The organism is Clostridium celatum DSM 1785 (assembly GCF_000320405.1).
GTDB classification, from domain to species: Bacteria; Bacillota; Clostridia; order Clostridiales; family Clostridiaceae; genus Clostridium; species Clostridium celatum.
Map to the genome: position 1 here is coordinate 16113 of NZ_KB291609.1, position 18306 is coordinate 34418.

Sequence of the window (18306 nt, forward strand, 5' to 3'; positions counted from 1 at the left end):
TTTATATTTATTCTCTAATCCAACTAACCATATACTTAGTATTCTTAGGAATATCATCTATAATAGGCTTTTCGAATTTAAAACCTCCATTTATTCCTTTTTCTTTACAACTTAAATCAAAGTGACACATAGCAATTCCCATATCAATTTTTTGAATATCATAATTTATTTTTTCAGAAGGTTCTTTATCTTTTTTTATAAAGAAATGAAAATTATCACCATTTTTTATGATTCTCCAGGGTTGCTTATTTAATGCCGATGGTGCCAATCTTACATTTTCAAAAACATTTTTATATTCTCCTACAGTTGAATATGTAGTTAAAGGTAATGAAAAATCACGTAAAAAGAATAGTTCATTCCATGGTTTTCTAAAATCACATTTCGTAAACTTTCTCATTGTTCTATCAACTAAACTTTTCTTTGATGCTTCATATCCTATAGGTAAAACTATTGGTAAAATTTCATCACCTTTTAAATCTATAGCTTTTGCAAATTGCCCCTTCTTAAATGTCCCACCAATCCAACATGTTCCTAATCCTAAAGACGTTGCATAAAGTATTAATGACTCCATCTTATAACCTAAATCTTGTAATGAAAATTCACTCTTTTTAACCTTAACAACTATAAACTTAGTGGCACCTTTTATAATTCCATATGTACCTATCTTTGATCCATTTATATGTTCCTTAGAGTCTATAATTTCAAAAGTTACACTTTCATTAAATGGACTCTTTAAATTTTTAATATATGTATTTAAATTCTTTATAATTTCTTGTGAAACTTCTTCATTTGTATATGTTCTAATAGATTTTCTCTTTTTTATAATTTCATCTATAGATTCATTAAATATAAAATCATTAACCATAATTCTCTCCTCATTTCTTTTATACATTAACTATTATTTTACTATAAATCCATATATATTCAAAGATTTTTAGTTTACATAATAAAAATGTAAAATTAATAATATTTTATATTTAAGCCAGTCATATTTATTTTTAAGTTTTTTAAAGTCGGCATAAGCCGACTTTACTATTAATATTATAACTAATTAAAATCCTTTTTATTATACATAATATAAGTTATAGTTATAGAAATAAAGATTATACATAATCCAATAACTATAAATTTAGTTTCAAAGCCATTTTTAATAATTTCAGATGGTGGTGCATAATCAAAAGGTGAGAAATAAATAAATCCACTTAATCTGTCTTGTAGTTTAGAAAAAATACCTAAGATATAACTAGCAAAAAATACACCTAAAGCTATTGGAATTGCTTTCTTTGATGACTTAATAAATACTGATATTAAAAATCCAATTGCCATAAAAATATATCCTATAAGAGCCATACCTATATAAAGAGTTTTAATATCCATAAACATATCAATCATTTCTATATCTTCTGGCTTAACTACTGCAGAAACAGCCATAGTTATAGCCCCTAATATAATTAAAAATATATAAAATATAACTGCATTAGCTAAAACCTTCGCTGTAATTATCTTATTCCTAGTAACTGGCTTAGAATATAAAAATTCAATAGTTCCTTCACTTTCTTCTTTAACTAAGGCTGAAACACCAAGTATAGCTGCATATATTCCTCCAGCCATAATTATATATTGAAGAACATAGGCTGAAAAATCACTAATATTACTAAAATCAGTAGCTCCACTTATATTAAATGCTTCTAGAAAAGCTTCTGGAAGTACCTCTAGCTTTGATCCCACTAATTCTTGCATTCCCATCTCTTTCATACTTGGGAAAAATAACATAAACATTACAATTAAAGCACTACATACTAAAGACCAAATAATTGAACCTTTTAATAATCTCTTAAACTCAAATTTAAACATATTCATATTATTTTCCCTCCTTGCTTTCGTAATAATTCATAAATGTATCTTCAAGCGTTTGCTCACTAATTAATAATTTATTTATTTTATATTTTGAAAACTCCTTAATTAAAGAATCAATTCCTTTATTATAATTAAATATAATTTCATCATTTTCTCGGTGAATTGATTGTCCTCCTATTTCTTTTATTTTATATTCATTTAATTCATTTGATTTTACTACTATTTTTAAAGCTGATTTTTTTGCAAGCTTTTCTATAACAACAGTATCAATAATTTTTCCATCTTTAATAACAGCAACTCTATCACACAAATTTTCTACTTCAACTAAATTATGAGATGATAAAAAAACTGTAGTTCCTTTTTTTCTTTCCTCTTCTAATAATTCAAATAACTTCTTTTGAATTAATGGATCTAACCCATTAGTAGGCTCATCTAAAATAAGTAACTTAGGCTTATGTATTAAAGCCTGTACTATAGCAACCTTCTTTTTATTTCCTAAAGAAAGCTCTGACATTTTCTTATTAATATCAACATCTAATAATCTATATAAATTATCTACTTCTTCTTGAATAACTCCACTATAAAAGCTTGAAGAATATTTTATTATATCTTTTACCTTAATTTCATCATAAAATCTAACTTCACTTGGTACATATCCAATATATTTTTTTATTTCATTACTTTCTTTAACTATGTCTTTTCCTAACATTTTTGCTGAACCAGAAGTTGGAAATATAAAATTTAAAAGCGTTCTAATAGTGGTGGATTTCCCTGCACCATTAGGTCCTACAAACCCAAATATTTCTCCTTCTTTTACCTTTAGATTTACATCTATTATTCCTCTACTTTTGCCATAAGATTTTGTTAGATTATTAGTTTCAATAATATACATAACCATCCCCCTATTTTTACTTATATGATCTTTACTTCTTATAAAATTAGCACCTGCTCTAACAACTTTTTATGTGATTTTACCAAACCACTTATAAACTTTATTGCTTAAAAACATACGCTTTTATAACACCAAAGAATTCTCTCACATAAAATACCAAAGTTGAACTTTTATGGGCCGGTGCTGGATAACCTAAAGTATCGAACCCAACCTCATTGGCTAAGTATTTAGCCCTATACATATGAAAATTATTAGATATAACGGTTATTTTAAATTCCTCTTTTCCTGTTTGCTTTTCAAGTAATTCCTTAGTAAATAAAAAGTTTTCATAAGTATTTCTAGACTTATCTTCCATTATAATTAGATTTTCATCTACTCCATTTGACACTAGAAAATTTCTCATTGCAGAAGCTTCAGTAATATCTTCACCTTCTCCTTGTCCACCTGATACAATTATTTTTACATCTGGATAAATCTCATTAAATTCTAATGCTGTTTCCAATCTATAGAGTAAAGATGTACTAATTTCACTCCCTCTAAGTCCAGCACCTAAAACAACTAAATACTGTGGCTTCCCCATATCATAATGATGCCCATTATAAATTATTATTCCTTCGATAGTTATAAAAATTATTACTGCTATTGTAAAAAATATAGTAATTACTCGTCTTAATATTCTAGGAATTTTTCCCCAGATATTAATTTCAAATTTTATCTCTATTAACCCATACATAAAAAGTGCTATTCCTAACATACAAAACATACTTGAAAATGCAATAAATCCAAACGAAATCTTTAATATTAAATAATAGAGCATTAATACTACACCTATTGCTATAAATGACTTATATATAATCTTTTCTTTATTACTCAACACTACTCCCCCTTACATAAATACCTTTTTTAATTTACTTTAATTATAAGTTATATTTTATTAAACTTAAAACTCTTTTTACTTTATTTAACTTTTTTTCCTAATAAAAATATTAATTTATTTTTATTTTCCTTTTATTAAATAAAGTAATATAATAAAATTATACAAATAGTAACAAGGAGATAAAAAGATGAATCTTAATAGAAATGATCATTGTTGGTGTGGCAGCAATAAAAAATACAAAAATTGTCATCTTCATTTTGATGAAAAAATAAACTCTTATAGACTTAGAGGACACGTTGTTCCACCTCATAATATAATTAAAACACCAGAGCAAATTGAAAAAATTAAAGAAAGCTGTGCAATAAATACTGCAGTATTAGATTTAGTAGCTAAAAATATTAAAGCTGGTATGTCTACAGAAGAAATAAATACTTTAGTTCATAATTTTACAGTGTCAAAAGGTGCAATTCCTGCTCCTCTTAACTTCCAAGGATATCCTAAAAGTGTTTGTACTTCTTTAAATGATGAAGTTTGTCATGGAATCCCTAGTGATGATGTTATTTTAGAAGAAGGAGATATAGTAAACGTAGATGTATCTACTATTTATAATGGATATTTTTCCGATGCTTCTAGAATGTTTAAAATAGGAAATGTTCATCCTGATTTAGATAAACTAGTTAGAGTTGCTAAGGAATGCTTAGATAAAGGATTAGAGGCTGCAAAACCATGGGGATTTTTAGGCGATGTTGCTGAAGCAGTACAAAAACATGCTGAAGCAAATGGCTTCTCTGTTGTTAGAGAATTTGGCGGACACGGAATAGGCCTTGAATTCCACGAAGCACCTTTCGTTTCTCATGTAGGTAAAAAAAATACTGGAATGTTACTTGTTCCTGGTATGATATTTACTATTGAACCTATGATTAATATGGGTAAACCTGACATATTTATAGATTCTGATGATGGTTGGACTGTCCTAACTGAAGATGGATATCCATCAGCTCAATGGGAATATACAGTATTAGTAACTGAAACTGGTGTTGAAGTTTTAACTTATTAAAAAATAATGGTACAAAATTTTGTACCATTATTTTTTATATGAATCTTATATTTTTTAGAAGGGGGGAATTTAGTTGAATAAATTTGAAAGTAAAAATTATATTTTTAACTATACTGATAATCCAATTGTAAAAAATGATATTAATAAAATAGTATCAACTCAAGAAATTTGTTTTCAACATATTTGTAACGTTCTAGAAGTTAAAATGAATTCTAAAATTAATTATTATCTTTGTAACTCACCTAAAGAGGTTGGAGAAATTTATGGTGATAATGAACCTTGTAATGGCTTTGCTTGTAAAATGGATAAAATATATGCAGTATATAATGAACATCTTAAATGTATCGGTTTCCATGAAGATGCACATATTATTTCTTATAACACTCTAGGTATACCTCCTCAAACATTTATTAGAGAAGCATTAGCTATGTATTTTGATAAAGCTTACTGGGGGATTTCTAATTATCACTGGGTTAGTTATTTTATTAAAAATAATTTTTATATTAACATTGAAAAACTTATAGATAATAATATATTTTATAAAAATAATCATGTCATTACTTATACCACAGGTGGTGCATTTTTAGATTATTTGATTTCTTTATTTGGAATAAATAAATTTAAAAATTTTTATACTAATTTAAATGAAGAAAACTTTGAATCTAGCTTTTTAAGTGTTTATAATATTTCATTAAACGAAGCAGAAAATAAATTTCTTAACTATATTAAAGTATTAAAAAGTAGTGATGATATTAATAATTTGATAATCTCTTATTGTAAAGATTTGAATATTAAATAAGAAAGGTTAAATACTTATGGATAAAGATTTAATTATAGAAAAAACAAAGGAATTTGTAAAAAACAAGTTATATGGTGAAGGTAGTGGTCATGACTGGTTTCATATAGAAAGAGTTTATAATTTATCAAGATTTTTAGCTAACGAAGAAAAAGCTGATAATTTTATAGTTGAAATGACCGCTTTACTTCATGATATTGATGATTGGAAATTTTCAAATGGTACTAAAACAAATACTACTATAACAGAAGAATTTTTAAATTCAGTGAATGTTGATAAAGAATCAATTAATAAAATAATTACTATTATAAAAACTATGTCTTTTAAAGGTGGCGTAGTTAATTCAACTCAAAATACTATAGAAGGAATGATAGTGCAAGATGCTGATAGACTTGATGCTATTGGTGCCATTGGAATTGCCAGAACTTTTGCTTATGGTGGAAGTAAAAATAGACCAATTTATGATCCTAATATAGCGCCAATTAATTTTACATCATTAGAAGAAGTTAAAAATGCTGAAAATCATACAATAAATCATTTTTATGAAAAACTACTTAAATTAAAGGATTTAATGAATACTGATTCAGCAAAAATTATTGCAGAAAAAAGACATAAATTTATGGAGAACTTCCTAAAAGAATTCTACTCTGAGTGGAACTTTAATTATTAAATTCACTTCAATTATACCATTGTATTATATTTAATTAGTTTTTATTGATATATTTACATAAAAGCAACTATTTTTTTGAAATAATATAATTTTATAGATACTTTTTTATATAAAATTTGCCATATTATTAAAACTTATTTTTTCTGTTTTATTTTTTTCATTTTTGTTATAAAATTAATACTTGCAAGAAATGTTTCAATAGTTAAACATCTTGAAAGGAGAGCTTCATTTTGAATAAAGATTTAACCAAAGAAGAATTACGAAAAATATACGGAAAAGTAAGTCCATTTGAATTTAAAGATAAATTAATTAAATTAGCCAAGCTAAATAAAAGTAATGTCATATTAGATGCTGGAAGAGGCAATCCTAACTGGACAGCTGCAACTCCTAGACAAGCATTTTTTACTTTCGGACAATTTGCAGTATTAGAAACACAAAGAACTCTTTGTATTGGTGATTTAGCAGGTATGCCACAAAAAGATGGTATAGCTAAAAGATTGTTAAATTACTTAAATGATAATCCCCTTTTACCTGGAGTAGATTTAATTAGAGAACTTTATCACTATGGTGTTAATACACTTGCTTTTGATGCAGATGAGTGGATTTTTGAATTAGTTGATGGAATAATTGGAGATAACTACCCTGTTCCCGATAGAATGCTTGTACATATTGAAAAAGTAGTAAATAAATATCTATTAAAAGAATTATGTGGAGATAAAAAATTTGAAAGCAATTTTGATGTCTTTGGAGTTGAAGGTGGTACTGCAGCAATGTGCTATATCTTTGATTCTCTAGCAAAAAATAATCTTTTAAATAAAGGTGATAAAATAGCTTTAATGACACCTATATTTACTCCATATTTAGAAATACCACACTTACCAACCTATAATTTTGAAGTTATAAATATTCATGCTAGTGAAGTTGATGAAAATGGAATTCCAACTTATCAATATCCAAGAGAGGAATTAGATAAGCTTAAAGATACCTCTATAAAAGCAGTCTTTATAGTTAACCCAAACAATCCTGCTTCAATAGCATTAAATGATGAATGTAAAGAAAACTTAATTGACATAGTAAATAACTATAATCCTAATTTAATGATTATAACTGATGATGTTTATTGTACTTTTGTTAATAACTTTAGATCTGTCATTAGTGATTTACCTTATAATACAATAGTTGTTTATTCATTATCAAAATATTTTGGAGTAACTGGTTGGAGACTTGGTGCTGTAATGCTTAATGAAAATAATATATACAATAAGCTAATAAGCGAATTACCAAAATCTCATAAAGAAACTTTAAATTTAAGATATTGCCATCTTTCTTCAGAACCCGTAAAACTTCCATTTATGGATAGATTAGTGCTGATAGTAGACAAGTTGCTTTAAATCATACTGCTGGACTTTCTACTCCTCAACAAGTACAAATGGCATTTTTCTGTGCATTTACATTAATAGATAGTGATAATACATATAAAAATTTAACTATAGATATTTGTAAGAGGCGTAAAAAGCTATTGTGTGATGGATTAGAACTTGAAGTTTTTAATGATCCTAACTACGCTTCTTATTATACAGAAATTAATATTTTAGATTGGGCAAGAGTTGAATATGGACAAGAGCTTTCAGATTTTATTGAAAAATCTCATACTCCATTCGATATTCTTTATGATTTAGCTAAAAATCATTCAACTATATTATTAAACGGTGATGGTTTTGCTTCTTGTAGATGGGGATTAAGAGTTTCACTTGCAAATCTTAATGATGAAGCCTATATACTTATAGGTCAAACACTTAGAAAAATATTCAATAATCTTGTTAATGAATTTGAGTTAAGTTCACAAGAACAGTAATCCTCTAAATTAATCCAAAATAAAAAGAGCAAATTAATAGATATTTATTAATTTGCTCTTTTATTATAAATATAAAATAACTTATTCTTTATCTTATTAAAGCTTATTTATTAATTCTTTTTTGCAACTCTAATCTAAATTCATCCATACTAAAAAGCTTACCTGGACAAGTTTTAGTAACTCCCTCAAGTTCTCTATGCCCTAAAACCTTTTTAGTTTCAATATCATACTTTTTCATAAAATACAAAGTAATATTTATTAAAGCATCCATTTGCTCCTTTAATGGCTTTGTTTCATCAAAATTTCCTGCAAGTGCAATTCCAATTGAATTATGATTATGTAATTTTGCATGTGCTCCTACATACATGCCTCTTCCTTCAAATATTTCTCCATCTTTTTCAATAAAATAATTGTATCCTATGCCAGCCCATTTAAATCTTTCTATATGCATTTCATGAGTACTTTTTACTGTAAGCTTTGGATTATGTGTATGGTGAATTATTATATTCTCAATATGGTTTAACGGTATTAGTTCTTCATTAAATTTTAGATCTACTTTTTTTATATTAATTTCCATTATATAGTCACCCCAATTGAATTATATATTTTATAATTTAAATTATCCACTTTATTACACAAATAATCCATAGTAATATTAATAAATTTTAAACTATAATAATTCTATAAATAACTATAAAGATAATTCAATGACTAATAAAAAGAATTAATTACTTCTTTAACTAATTCCTTTCTTATTAAAGATTTTCTTATTATCCTTGTAGTTGTCTATTTAATAAAAAAATATTATCAATTTTATTACCACTTTCATCATAATAATTCACATCTATTCCTTCTATATATCCAATTGTATCTCTATCTAACACCTGACCTTGAATTTTTAGAAGTTCACTTTCATCCATTGGAAGTTCAATATCCTTTGTTTCATTATCTCTATCACATACCATCTTTATTTTCATAACATCATTCTCCTTTATTGATTTAGTATGTTTAAAAACAATAAACCTAATACTCTTTCATTAAATTATTTATTACTATATAAAATCTACATTGCCCTATTCCTCTAAGAATAGTTTTAATCTTAGTTATCTATTAATTATTCAATATCCATTAATTTAACCCTTATTAATCTTATTTTATTTTTCTATTTATTTGTGCAATAATAAAATCATAAAATAAATACGGAGATGATTTTATTATGAGTACTGAAATAGAAAAATTAAGTCAAATACTTAAAGAAAGTAATAATATTGTATTCTTTGGAGGAGCTGGTGTATCAACTGAAAGTGGAATTCCTGACTTTAGGAGTTCTAATGGATTATTTAATGAGAAACTTAATATAACATTTACCCCAGAACAATTAGTATCTCATAGCTTTTATATACGTTATCCTGAAGAATTTTTTAATTTTTATAAAGCTAAGCTTATCTATCCAGAAGCAAAACCTAACAAAGCCCATCTTGCACTTGCTAAACTTGAAAAAATGGGCAAATTAAAAGCTGTTATAACTCAAAATATAGACGGATTACATCAAGCTGCTGGTAGTAAAAATGTTTTTGAGCTTCATGGTTCTGTTTTAAGAAATTATTGCGTAAAATGTCATGCTTTTTATGATGAAAAGTTTATCCTAGAATCAAAAGGCGTGCCTACTTGTACTAAATGTGGTGGAAGAGTTAAACCTGATGTAGTTCTTTATGAAGAAGGATTAGATGATAATACTATTAGAGGGGCAGTTAATGCAATTGCTAATGCTGATACTTTAATTATAGGTGGAACTTCTCTTGTTGTTTACCCAGCTGCTGGTCTTATTGATTACTTTAGAGGTAAAAATTTAGTACTTATCAATAAAACTTCTACTTCTGCTGATAGTAAAGCTGATTTAGTTATTAATGATTCTATAGGAAAAGTATTAGATAAGGCTATTAATACTATTTAAAATTATTATATTGCTTAATTTAAAATAGGTATGTCAATAAATCAACTCCATTTATTGACATACCTATCTTTATTGTATATTAAAATCTAATTATTATTTAAAAGCCCCCATATCATATGTTGTCTCAAAAACCTTTCTATTTACAACCCAAACATCTTCAAAATTGGGTTGTCCATTTTCATCTGCATCACATACAATATAATCTCCAGCTCCATGTTCAACTTCTGGTCTATTAGCTATAAGAACATCCCCCCAAGCAGTATTGATTTCTACTTGTTTATTAACTGGAACAAATGCAGCAAATGTTGCTTTACCAGCCTTTGTTTGAAGTTTAATGAAATTATCTACTGTAAAATCTTCAGCTACTTATTTTTTTCTATTTTTTAATACAATTTTATCAACCAATCCGAATATTATTTCGCATTTGTATATTTTTCAATATATATATCAAAGTTTTATTGAATATATACGTCTATAAAAGCTTCGTATCCATTTAACTTTAAAGTATTTATCATATTATTTGCATTTTCTTTATTAATAAAGCTTCCTGCTATCACTCTATTAATTATCTCACCATTTATATTAGTAGGACTTACATATGAATCTATACCTTTTTCGTTTAACTCATGAACTATATTTTCAGCATTTTTATATTCTTTAAAACTGCCTACAACTACTGTATAATAAGTTGTTTCTTTTTTATTTGGAGACGTTACTTTATTATTTTCCTCATAAACATCTATAAATGCCTCATATCCTTCTTTAACCAATTCATTAACTTTGTTTTGAGCATTTTTCTTATTTGTAAAGCTTCCAGTTATAATTCTATTATAAACCTTACCATCTATTAAATCTGTACTAATGTAACACTCAAAACCATCATCTTGTAATTCTTTTAATCTTTCATTGGCATTTTCTATATTATTAAAGCTACCTGCAATAACAGCATAATAAATAGTCTTATCATTTGAATTATTTATACTAGAATTATCCTTATCTGAATACTTAATAAAAGTATCTATAAATGCATCATATCCCATATCTTCTAAATCACTTACCATACTCTCTGCATTTTTACGTTGGCTAAAACTACCTACAACTACCCTATTTAAATTTTGCCCATTAATATTTTCTTCACTTATAAATGCATCTAATCCTAAACCTTCCATAGTAGTAACCATTTTCTTAGCATTTGATATATTCTTAAAACTTCCTACTATTACTCTATAAAAGATTTCTTCTGATGTACTATTAGCTACTAAAATATTTACTCCTTTACCCCCACTATTAGCTTGGACATTTGTTGGCGATATAGAGCATATTGATATAGCAAAAATACATATAAAAATAACTTTTGTTATCCCCTTTAACCTCCCACTTTTCACCCCATAAACCTCCTAATATATTCAACTTCGTAATCAATATATGAAAATTTAATATATCAGTTACTATTTACTAATTATTAAAATAAAAATAGGACTATGTATATAGTCCTATTTTTATTATCTATTTATAATTTCTTTAAGATTCTGATTTTTCTGTTGAATTATCTATTTTATCTTTGTCTGCTTCATCTCTGCCACAAGGATTTTTACACTTATTTTCTGGCTTAACTTCTTCTTTCTTTATCTCTTCTTTCTTTTTCTTGTCCTTACATTTGTCAGTATCTTTTTTATCTTCTTTTTTCTTATCTTCTTTCTTTACATCATCCTTACATTTTTTATCTTTTTTCTTTTTATCTTCTTTTTCTTTTTTCTTGCAAGGATTACTTGTTTTTTCAGTTTTTTCTTCATTTTTACTTTCTGATGGTTCCTTAGAAGTTGTCTTTACTTTACTATCTTCTTTTTTCTCTGGTACTTCTTCTGAAGTGTTTTTTACCTTTTCTTCTGATTTTTTAGAAGGCTCTTCAATAGTAGTTTTATTTGTTGAGTTTTCTGGTTCAACACTTAAAGTACTAGCATAGGCATTTGCGCCTTCAACCATCATTAATGCAGAACATATTAATAATGATACAACTTTTTTTTTCATTTGTTTTTCCTCCAATATTATTTTTAGTATTTACTTTCCTCCTAAGTATTCACACTTAGTATTTCCTTATTGGTAGAAAATTATTTTATACAATCTCAGTTAAATATTAGGTTTATGAGGATAATTTTGTTATTTAACCATTATACTTTTACTTGTATAAAGTATTGAAAATAAATCTTTATCATATATTAATAAGTCTATTTCACTTCCACTATTTAATTGTGGGATATCAATGTGAAAATTACCATTTTTCTCAACTTCAGCAGTTCCAATGATACCATTTTTACTTAAAGCAATTACTTTTGAGTCAGGAATTGTTTTACCTACTATTTCATTAGATTCTTTTTTAATTTTATTTACATCTAATTTAACATATTGCTCATAATTCTTAATGACTTCACTTGCTAAAATTGCATGACCGTTGTTATTTACGGTAACCTGAATCTTTTCTAAATCATAATTTAAACTATAAGCATTATTGTCTTTAAAAATTTTATACACATCTATAATTTTATATAATCCGTCATCATATCCTTGATAAATCACACTATTAATTTCCTCTATTTTATTTTCAAAAAAGTAATACAATTCTTCATTATCATTAAGAGGATTATATATATTATTAACATATATTTCTGATTGTGGTGATAATTCTTTTATATTTAATATTGTTTTTAAAAATTCCTCTTTAAAAATTTCTACTTCCTTTGACAAATCCTCTTCTAAAGTTACAGTATTTACATTATTACTTATATTACTTTCATTATCATCATAATAATTTAAATCTTCTTTATTCTTTAAATTATCATTAATGGAATTTATAATAATTTCTTCCCCCATATTTAATACTATTAAATCAGCTTGTCGTATCTTATCCTTATTTTCATTAACACTTCTATTTAAATCATTTATATCTGTATTAGTTGTACTTAAATTTTCATACTCTAAATTACTATTTAAAGATTTTAAGAATTTATATATTAAATTATTATAATTTATATTAAATACATCATCTGTATCTTCTGATATTGAATCACCTATTACAATATACTTTTTAATACTATCTATATATTCATTTTTTTTAGCTTGAATATTATAACCATGTACTATAAAAGCCATAAAAACTATGCAAAAGCTTAATACAAATAAAACTGTGACCTTTTTTCTTAATTTCATAATACCCATACCTCCAATATTTCCCTAAATTAATTATACAACTGTTTTTTTCAAAAAATAGGTATTATTGAAATTTTAAACACATTTTTTATCTACATATTATTACTTATTTCTTATTTTTTAGGCAAACGTTTTTACATATATTTTTCTAAAGTTTCAGCCCTATTATATGACTTTTTAATTATCTCTTTAGGATATCCAATATGATCTAATAATTTTATTGCATTACGAGTTTTTGATACTCCTTTTTTAAGCTTATAATCAAAATTTAAGCCTTTACTATCTACCTTTTCACTAAAATAGAAGAAATCATAATTTTCTTTCAATATTTCAGTAAGTTCTCTATCATGAGTTGCTACTATAGATATACTTTTTTTGCTATTAATATAAGTTAATATTTCTGCTGATGACGATATTCTTTCTATAGGGTTTGTTCCTCTAAATATTTCATCAATTGGACAGAATACTGGCAATTCTAAATCAAGAGCATTTATTATTCTAAGTAATGCTTCTGCTTCTGCCATGTAATAGCTCTTTCCTGCCGTTACATCATCACTTGGACTTATAGATGATACTATATTAAAGAAGCATGCTTCATATTTTTTAGTTAATGTAAAATTAAATGTTTGAGCTAAAATCATATTAAGTCCAATCATTCTTAAAAATGTTGATTTACCTGACATATTTGTTCCAGTTAAAACTATTCCTCTTTTTGAGAAATTAATAGAATTAGGTACTGCATTATTTACTAATGGATGTACACCTTCAACAATATTAATATTTATATCATCTACAAAATTTGGCTTACTATAATTTCCTTTTAATTGTTCTTTATAGGAAGCTATAGAAATATAACTTTCTAATTCACCTAATAAGTAATACAAATCTAATATGTATTCTCTTTTCTCTTCTAATAAGCTTGCTATTTTATAAAATGCTGTTTCCTCTAATAAAAATGGAATAGTAAAAACTTCTAATGCACCACCACCAGCATTAGCAATTTCAATTGGTTTAGTTGCTTTATCTAAACTTTTAAGTTCTTTTAATATCTCTGTAATTTTTTCATTATACTCTTTAATCATTGGATTTTTTATCTTTTGAATCTTCTTGGCAGAAACTATAATATTTCTTAAATATAATAATCCTTGTGATTTAACATTTTTTCTTTCTTTATCATTAATAAAAACATTTACCCAGATTAAAATAAATGTTGCTAAAAGTAACTTAGGCTCATTAAATAAAATTGACGCTACTAAAGTACCAATAGTTGCAACTCTTCCAAAAAATATATACATATAATATTTCATTTTATTCTCTTCTAGAGATTCCATTATCATATCTAAAAATGTATTTTTTTTATCGTAACCTAATCTAAAATAGATCATTTGTAATTTAGTTCTTAAATCACTATCTTTTCTTAAACCTTCTATAAATTCATCTCTTTCCTTAAGCTTCTTTCTATTATGAAGAGGATTTCTTAGAATTTTATATAAAATAGATTCACCAACACTACTATAAGTTCTATCTAACTTACTAAATAAATCATTCATATTGAAATCATCCCAAGTTTGGTCATCTATTGTGTATCCATCACTTTCTTCCATATCAAAGTAAGTTCTAATATTTTTAAAGTTTCTTTTTTTCTTTCTTTCTTCTGCAAAATCATTTTTCATAGAATCATATAATCCCATGATTTCATCCATTAAGCTCCCCATCTTCTTTTCTCCTTTTCCTTATATAAAATTTAATTATTGACTCTTAAATATTATACACTACTATTGTCTTTTAATAATAGATAAAATTATATAAGAGGCTATTTTAAAATTAAACATTATGTCCAAATTATAAAACACTTAAACTTATTTCATAAATTCACTAAACATAAGTAAAACTTTAAAACAGCCTCTTTATTTGTTATTCACTTAATATATTTCTTTTTATATGTAAATCCATTTGAGGATATGGAATACTAATATTCTCTTCATCAAATTTTAATTTAACTTGTTCTAATAAATCAAAATAAATCTTCCAATAATCCTTATTATTACACCAAACTCTTACAACAAAATTTACAGCACTATCACCATGAGCAGAAAGAGCTATAAAAGGTTCTGGTGTTTTTAATATAGACTCATGGGCTTCTATTATATTGCTTAAAACTCTTTTAACTTTAATTATATCTTCTTCATATCCAACACCAAAAGTTAAATCAACTCTTCTTAATTCCTTAGCCGAATAATTTACTATACTTCCATTTGCTAAATTCCCATTTGGAATAAGTATCAATTTATTATCTACAGTAGTCATATGAGTATAGAATATTCCTATCTTTTCAATAGTTCCTGAATGACCTGATCCTTCAACATAATCACCAACATTAAAAGGTCTTATTAATAATATTATTACTCCACCAGCAAAGTTTGAAAGGCTTCCTTGTAAAGCTAAACCTATAGCAACCCCTGCAGAAGCTACCAATGCTGCAATTCCTGCCGTGTCTATTCCTACATAACCCATAAAAATAACTACAACAATTATCTTTAAAGCAATTTCAACAAAAGTGTCTAAGAATGAACTTAAGGTTGCATCAACATTTCTTCTTTGCAAAGTTCTATTCATTATCTTTACTAATTTATTAACAATTTTCCATCCAATATAAAGCATTAGTATTCCTATTATTAGCTTTATACCTTTAGTGCTTGCCCAAGTAATAATATTTTCTATATACTTTTCTAATGACATATTCATAGCAATCTCTCCTCTACACTTTATTTACTATGTATATTATATATTTAAAATTTTTTTTGTAAATACTAGTTTATAAATTGCCTCATTATTAAAGTATATATTTTTTGTTTTATTACAAATACTTTTAAATTTATTTATTGTTATAAGCTTTATATAAATAATACATATTTACAATAAAAATAAATGTATTTATTATTCCAACTGGATAAGCCTTTACAACAAATCCATATATAGCAAATAATACACACCCAATAGAATTTATTATTCTTAATTTAACCATATCTGTCATAATAAGTGATATAGCAATCATTATTGACGCTGCATATCCTACCCATTCAATAAACGGTATACCAAACATATACTACACTCCTTCTTTTTATAAAAATAAGTTCTTTTTTATTTTTCCTCCTTAGCTTAAGGTTTATTACAGTTATAAAAGATAAATTATATTATCTAATCTATAAAATGTTACTTTTATTCATACAGTTAAACTCATGGGGTTTATTGGTATTTTTTCATACTCACTTATTTAATTACAAATTTTATTAAAATTACTTTAATATTCTCTTAAAATACATACAAAAAAATACTTTTAAGTATATAATAAACTTATAAATTTTATAAATTTTTAAGGAGTCATAAAACAAATGAAGTTAAATTTAACAAATAAATATAAATATTTATTAATTTTATTTTATCCAATTTTTATATCAGTACTGCTTGAATATAATATTTGCCAAAATTTTATTAGTACATTAAACTTTTTATTAACTAAACCTAATATTTTTCTTTTTAATATACTTATAATGTCCATTTTATTAGTTATAGTTTTATTTATTTTTAAAAAATCTTACTTGGCAATATCTATTCACGGAATCATATTTTATATTTTATCTTGTGTTGAATATTTTAAATATAAAACTAGTGGAAGTCATTTAGTTATAAGCGATTTACTAATGACAAAAAATTTAAGTGATGTGGGTAAATTCGCCTCACTAAAAATAACTTATCCATTAGTGATAAACTTATTATTGTTAGCTATATATATTTTTATAACTTATAAATTTAATTTTTCTATTAATTTTTCATTAAAAAAACGACTTTGCGGTAGTGCTTTAATTGCAATACTAGTAACTATTATATTTACAACCTCACTTTCGGCTAATGTTTTTTCTGTATTTGAAATAGAAAATTCAACTGCTACAAACATATTGGAAAGTAATGAGCAATTTAATGATATTGGTTTTTTACCTTATTTAACAAAAACCACTACTGAAAACTTACTAGATGAAGTAGAAATGCCTGAAAATTATAGCGAAAATACTATTAATTCTATAATTAATAAAAATACTAATTCTGATTCTACTAATAGTTATGAGTCTAATAATCCAAATGTTATATTTATAATGTCTGAATCTTTTAGTGATTTTAGAGTTTTTGATTCATTAAATATAGATCCAGAAATTTATAGTGCTTTTGATGAAGTTGGAAATGAAGGCTACGTTGGTAATTGTGTGGTTCCAACCTTTGGAGGATATACCACTAGAACAGAATTTGAACTTTTATTTGGGTTACCTACATTCGCACTTAATACTCCATCAGTACCACAAAATTTATTAAAAAAACAAGATACTATAGACACATTTCCAAGTTATTTTAAGAGCTTAGGATATAATACAACTTATATTCATCCTTTTAGTAAAACTTTTTATGATAGAGATACGTTATATGCTGAATATGGATTTGATAATTTATATTTTGATGATAATATGACTGTTGAAACTGAAAACTTTAGAAGATATATTTCTGATAAAAGTGTATTTGAGCAAATTAAATCGGTTTTACAAACAAACTCTAGTCCAAGCTATATATTTACTACAACAATGCAAAATCATCAGCCCTATTATAGTGAAACAAGTGATAATTCTGATCAATTATCATACTATTTAGATGGAATTAAAGAGACTAGCACTGAATTACGAGAATTTACAAATTGGCTAAAGGATTTTGATGAAGATGTTATTCTTGTCTTTGTTGGCGACCACTTTCCATTCTTTACTCCTGATGATGACGTGTATGACAGGCTTGGTTTAAATAATCTTAATGCTGATTTGATTTATACTCAAAAATATATTATTTGGAATAATTACGATAACAATATTATTAATACAGATATAGATACTATTTCTGCATTTTATATTCCATATATAATAACAGATTTAATTAACGGTAAAAATACACCTTTATTAGAATTAATGAAAAGCTTAATGAATGAATGCCCTCTTTATTCACCAAGTATTCAAAGCAATAATTCTAGAAATGAAACTTTAGATTTAATAACTTATGATAAAGTTCTTGGTGAAAATTTTAGTCATTAATCCATTTATTATTGAAAACTT

Annotated in this window: 17 protein-coding genes and 1 pseudogene; 6 read left to right on the forward strand and 12 right to left on the reverse strand. The window is 25.5% G+C overall.

Annotation, left to right across the window (positions count from 1 at the left end; all coding sequences use genetic code 11):
• Positions 1-7: 7 nt before the first annotated feature.
• From HMPREF0216_RS02215 to HMPREF0216_RS02230, 4 genes are all read right to left on the reverse strand, one after another.
• Positions 8-865, reverse strand: a complete 858-nt coding sequence (locus HMPREF0216_RS02215; protein ID WP_040418594.1) for a nitroreductase family protein — start codon at positions 863-865, stop codon at positions 8-10.
• Between the two features lie 182 nt (positions 866-1047).
• Positions 1048-1860 carry an ABC transporter permease subunit gene (locus tag HMPREF0216_RS02220; RefSeq protein ID WP_005210643.1) on the reverse strand — a complete coding sequence of 271 codons (813 nt, stop codon included), beginning with the start codon at positions 1858-1860 and terminating at the stop codon, positions 1048-1050.
• 1 nt (position 1861) lies between these two features.
• Entirely contained in the window at positions 1862-2749 is an 888-nt protein-coding gene (locus tag HMPREF0216_RS02225) for an ABC transporter ATP-binding protein (protein ID WP_040418596.1), read from the reverse strand.
• Positions 2750-2849: 100 nt separating this feature from the next.
• Positions 2850-3623, reverse strand: a complete 774-nt coding sequence (locus HMPREF0216_RS02230; protein ID WP_051040651.1) for a YdcF family protein — start codon at positions 3621-3623, stop codon at positions 2850-2852.
• A 190-nt stretch (positions 3624-3813) separates the two neighbouring features.
• Between HMPREF0216_RS02230 and HMPREF0216_RS02235 the strand changes: the two genes are divergently transcribed.
• The 4 genes and pseudogenes from HMPREF0216_RS02235 to aspD all read left to right on the forward strand — a co-directional run bounded on the left by HMPREF0216_RS02235 (position 3814) and on the right by aspD (position 8004).
• Positions 3814-4683: a methionyl aminopeptidase gene (locus tag HMPREF0216_RS02235; RefSeq protein ID WP_005210646.1), complete on the forward strand. Its 870-nt coding sequence runs from the start codon at positions 3814-3816 to the stop codon at positions 4681-4683.
• A 73-nt stretch (positions 4684-4756) separates the two neighbouring features.
• Complete coding sequence (locus HMPREF0216_RS02240; protein ID WP_005210648.1) at positions 4757-5482, forward strand: hypothetical protein; 726 nt, start codon at positions 4757-4759, stop codon at positions 5480-5482.
• A gap of 16 nt (positions 5483-5498) precedes the next feature.
• A complete protein-coding gene (locus HMPREF0216_RS02245) occupies positions 5499-6149 on the forward strand; it encodes an HD domain-containing protein (protein ID WP_005210650.1) in 651 nt (216 codons plus the stop codon).
• A gap of 227 nt (positions 6150-6376) precedes the next feature.
• Positions 6377-8004, forward strand: a pseudogene (gene aspD, locus HMPREF0216_RS02250) (aspartate 4-decarboxylase).
• 103 nt (positions 8005-8107) lie between these two features.
• On the opposite strand, the gene HMPREF0216_RS02255 reads toward aspD, so the two are convergent.
• Both HMPREF0216_RS02255 and HMPREF0216_RS02260 read right to left on the reverse strand, forming a co-directional pair.
• Entirely contained in the window at positions 8108-8581 is a 474-nt protein-coding gene (locus HMPREF0216_RS02255) for a peptidoglycan recognition protein family protein (protein ID WP_005210655.1), read from the reverse strand.
• A 193-nt stretch (positions 8582-8774) separates the two neighbouring features.
• Positions 8775-8981 (reverse strand): hypothetical protein, encoded by a 207-nt coding sequence (locus tag HMPREF0216_RS02260; RefSeq protein ID WP_005210657.1) that lies wholly within the window; start codon positions 8979-8981, stop codon positions 8775-8777.
• A 239-nt stretch (positions 8982-9220) separates the two neighbouring features.
• Here HMPREF0216_RS02260 and HMPREF0216_RS02265 point away from each other — a divergent pair, with 239 nt between their 5' ends.
• Positions 9221-9958 (forward strand): NAD-dependent protein deacylase, encoded by a 738-nt coding sequence (locus tag HMPREF0216_RS02265; protein ID WP_005210659.1) that lies wholly within the window; start codon positions 9221-9223, stop codon positions 9956-9958.
• Between the two features lie 455 nt (positions 9959-10413).
• Here HMPREF0216_RS02265 and HMPREF0216_RS02270 read toward each other — a convergent pair whose 3' ends face one another.
• The 6 genes from HMPREF0216_RS02270 to HMPREF0216_RS02295 form a co-directional block, all read right to left on the reverse strand.
• Entirely contained in the window at positions 10414-11343 is a 930-nt protein-coding gene (locus tag HMPREF0216_RS02270) for an SPOR domain-containing protein (protein WP_005210661.1), read from the reverse strand.
• Between the two features lie 136 nt (positions 11344-11479).
• Positions 11480-11986, reverse strand: a complete 507-nt coding sequence (locus tag HMPREF0216_RS16975) for a hypothetical protein (protein WP_051040652.1) — start codon at positions 11984-11986, stop codon at positions 11480-11482.
• A 129-nt stretch (positions 11987-12115) separates the two neighbouring features.
• Positions 12116-13162, reverse strand: a complete 1047-nt coding sequence (locus tag HMPREF0216_RS02280; protein ID WP_040418598.1) for an SGNH/GDSL hydrolase family protein — start codon at positions 13160-13162, stop codon at positions 12116-12118.
• Between the two features lie 134 nt (positions 13163-13296).
• Positions 13297-14865 (reverse strand): MutS-related protein, encoded by a 1569-nt coding sequence (locus HMPREF0216_RS02285; protein WP_040418612.1) that lies wholly within the window; start codon positions 14863-14865, stop codon positions 13297-13299.
• A 211-nt stretch (positions 14866-15076) separates the two neighbouring features.
• Positions 15077-15907: a mechanosensitive ion channel family protein gene (locus tag HMPREF0216_RS02290; RefSeq protein ID WP_005210665.1), complete on the reverse strand. Its 831-nt coding sequence runs from the start codon at positions 15905-15907 to the stop codon at positions 15077-15079.
• 130 nt (positions 15908-16037) lie between these two features.
• Entirely contained in the window at positions 16038-16265 is a 228-nt protein-coding gene (locus tag HMPREF0216_RS02295) for a YgjV family protein (protein WP_005210666.1), read from the reverse strand.
• A 289-nt stretch (positions 16266-16554) separates the two neighbouring features.
• Here HMPREF0216_RS02295 and HMPREF0216_RS02300 point away from each other — a divergent pair, with 289 nt between their 5' ends.
• Positions 16555-18285 carry an LTA synthase family protein gene (locus HMPREF0216_RS02300; RefSeq protein WP_005210667.1) on the forward strand — a complete coding sequence of 577 codons (1731 nt, stop codon included), beginning with the start codon at positions 16555-16557 and terminating at the stop codon, positions 18283-18285.
• Positions 18286-18306: the final 21 nt, after the last annotated feature.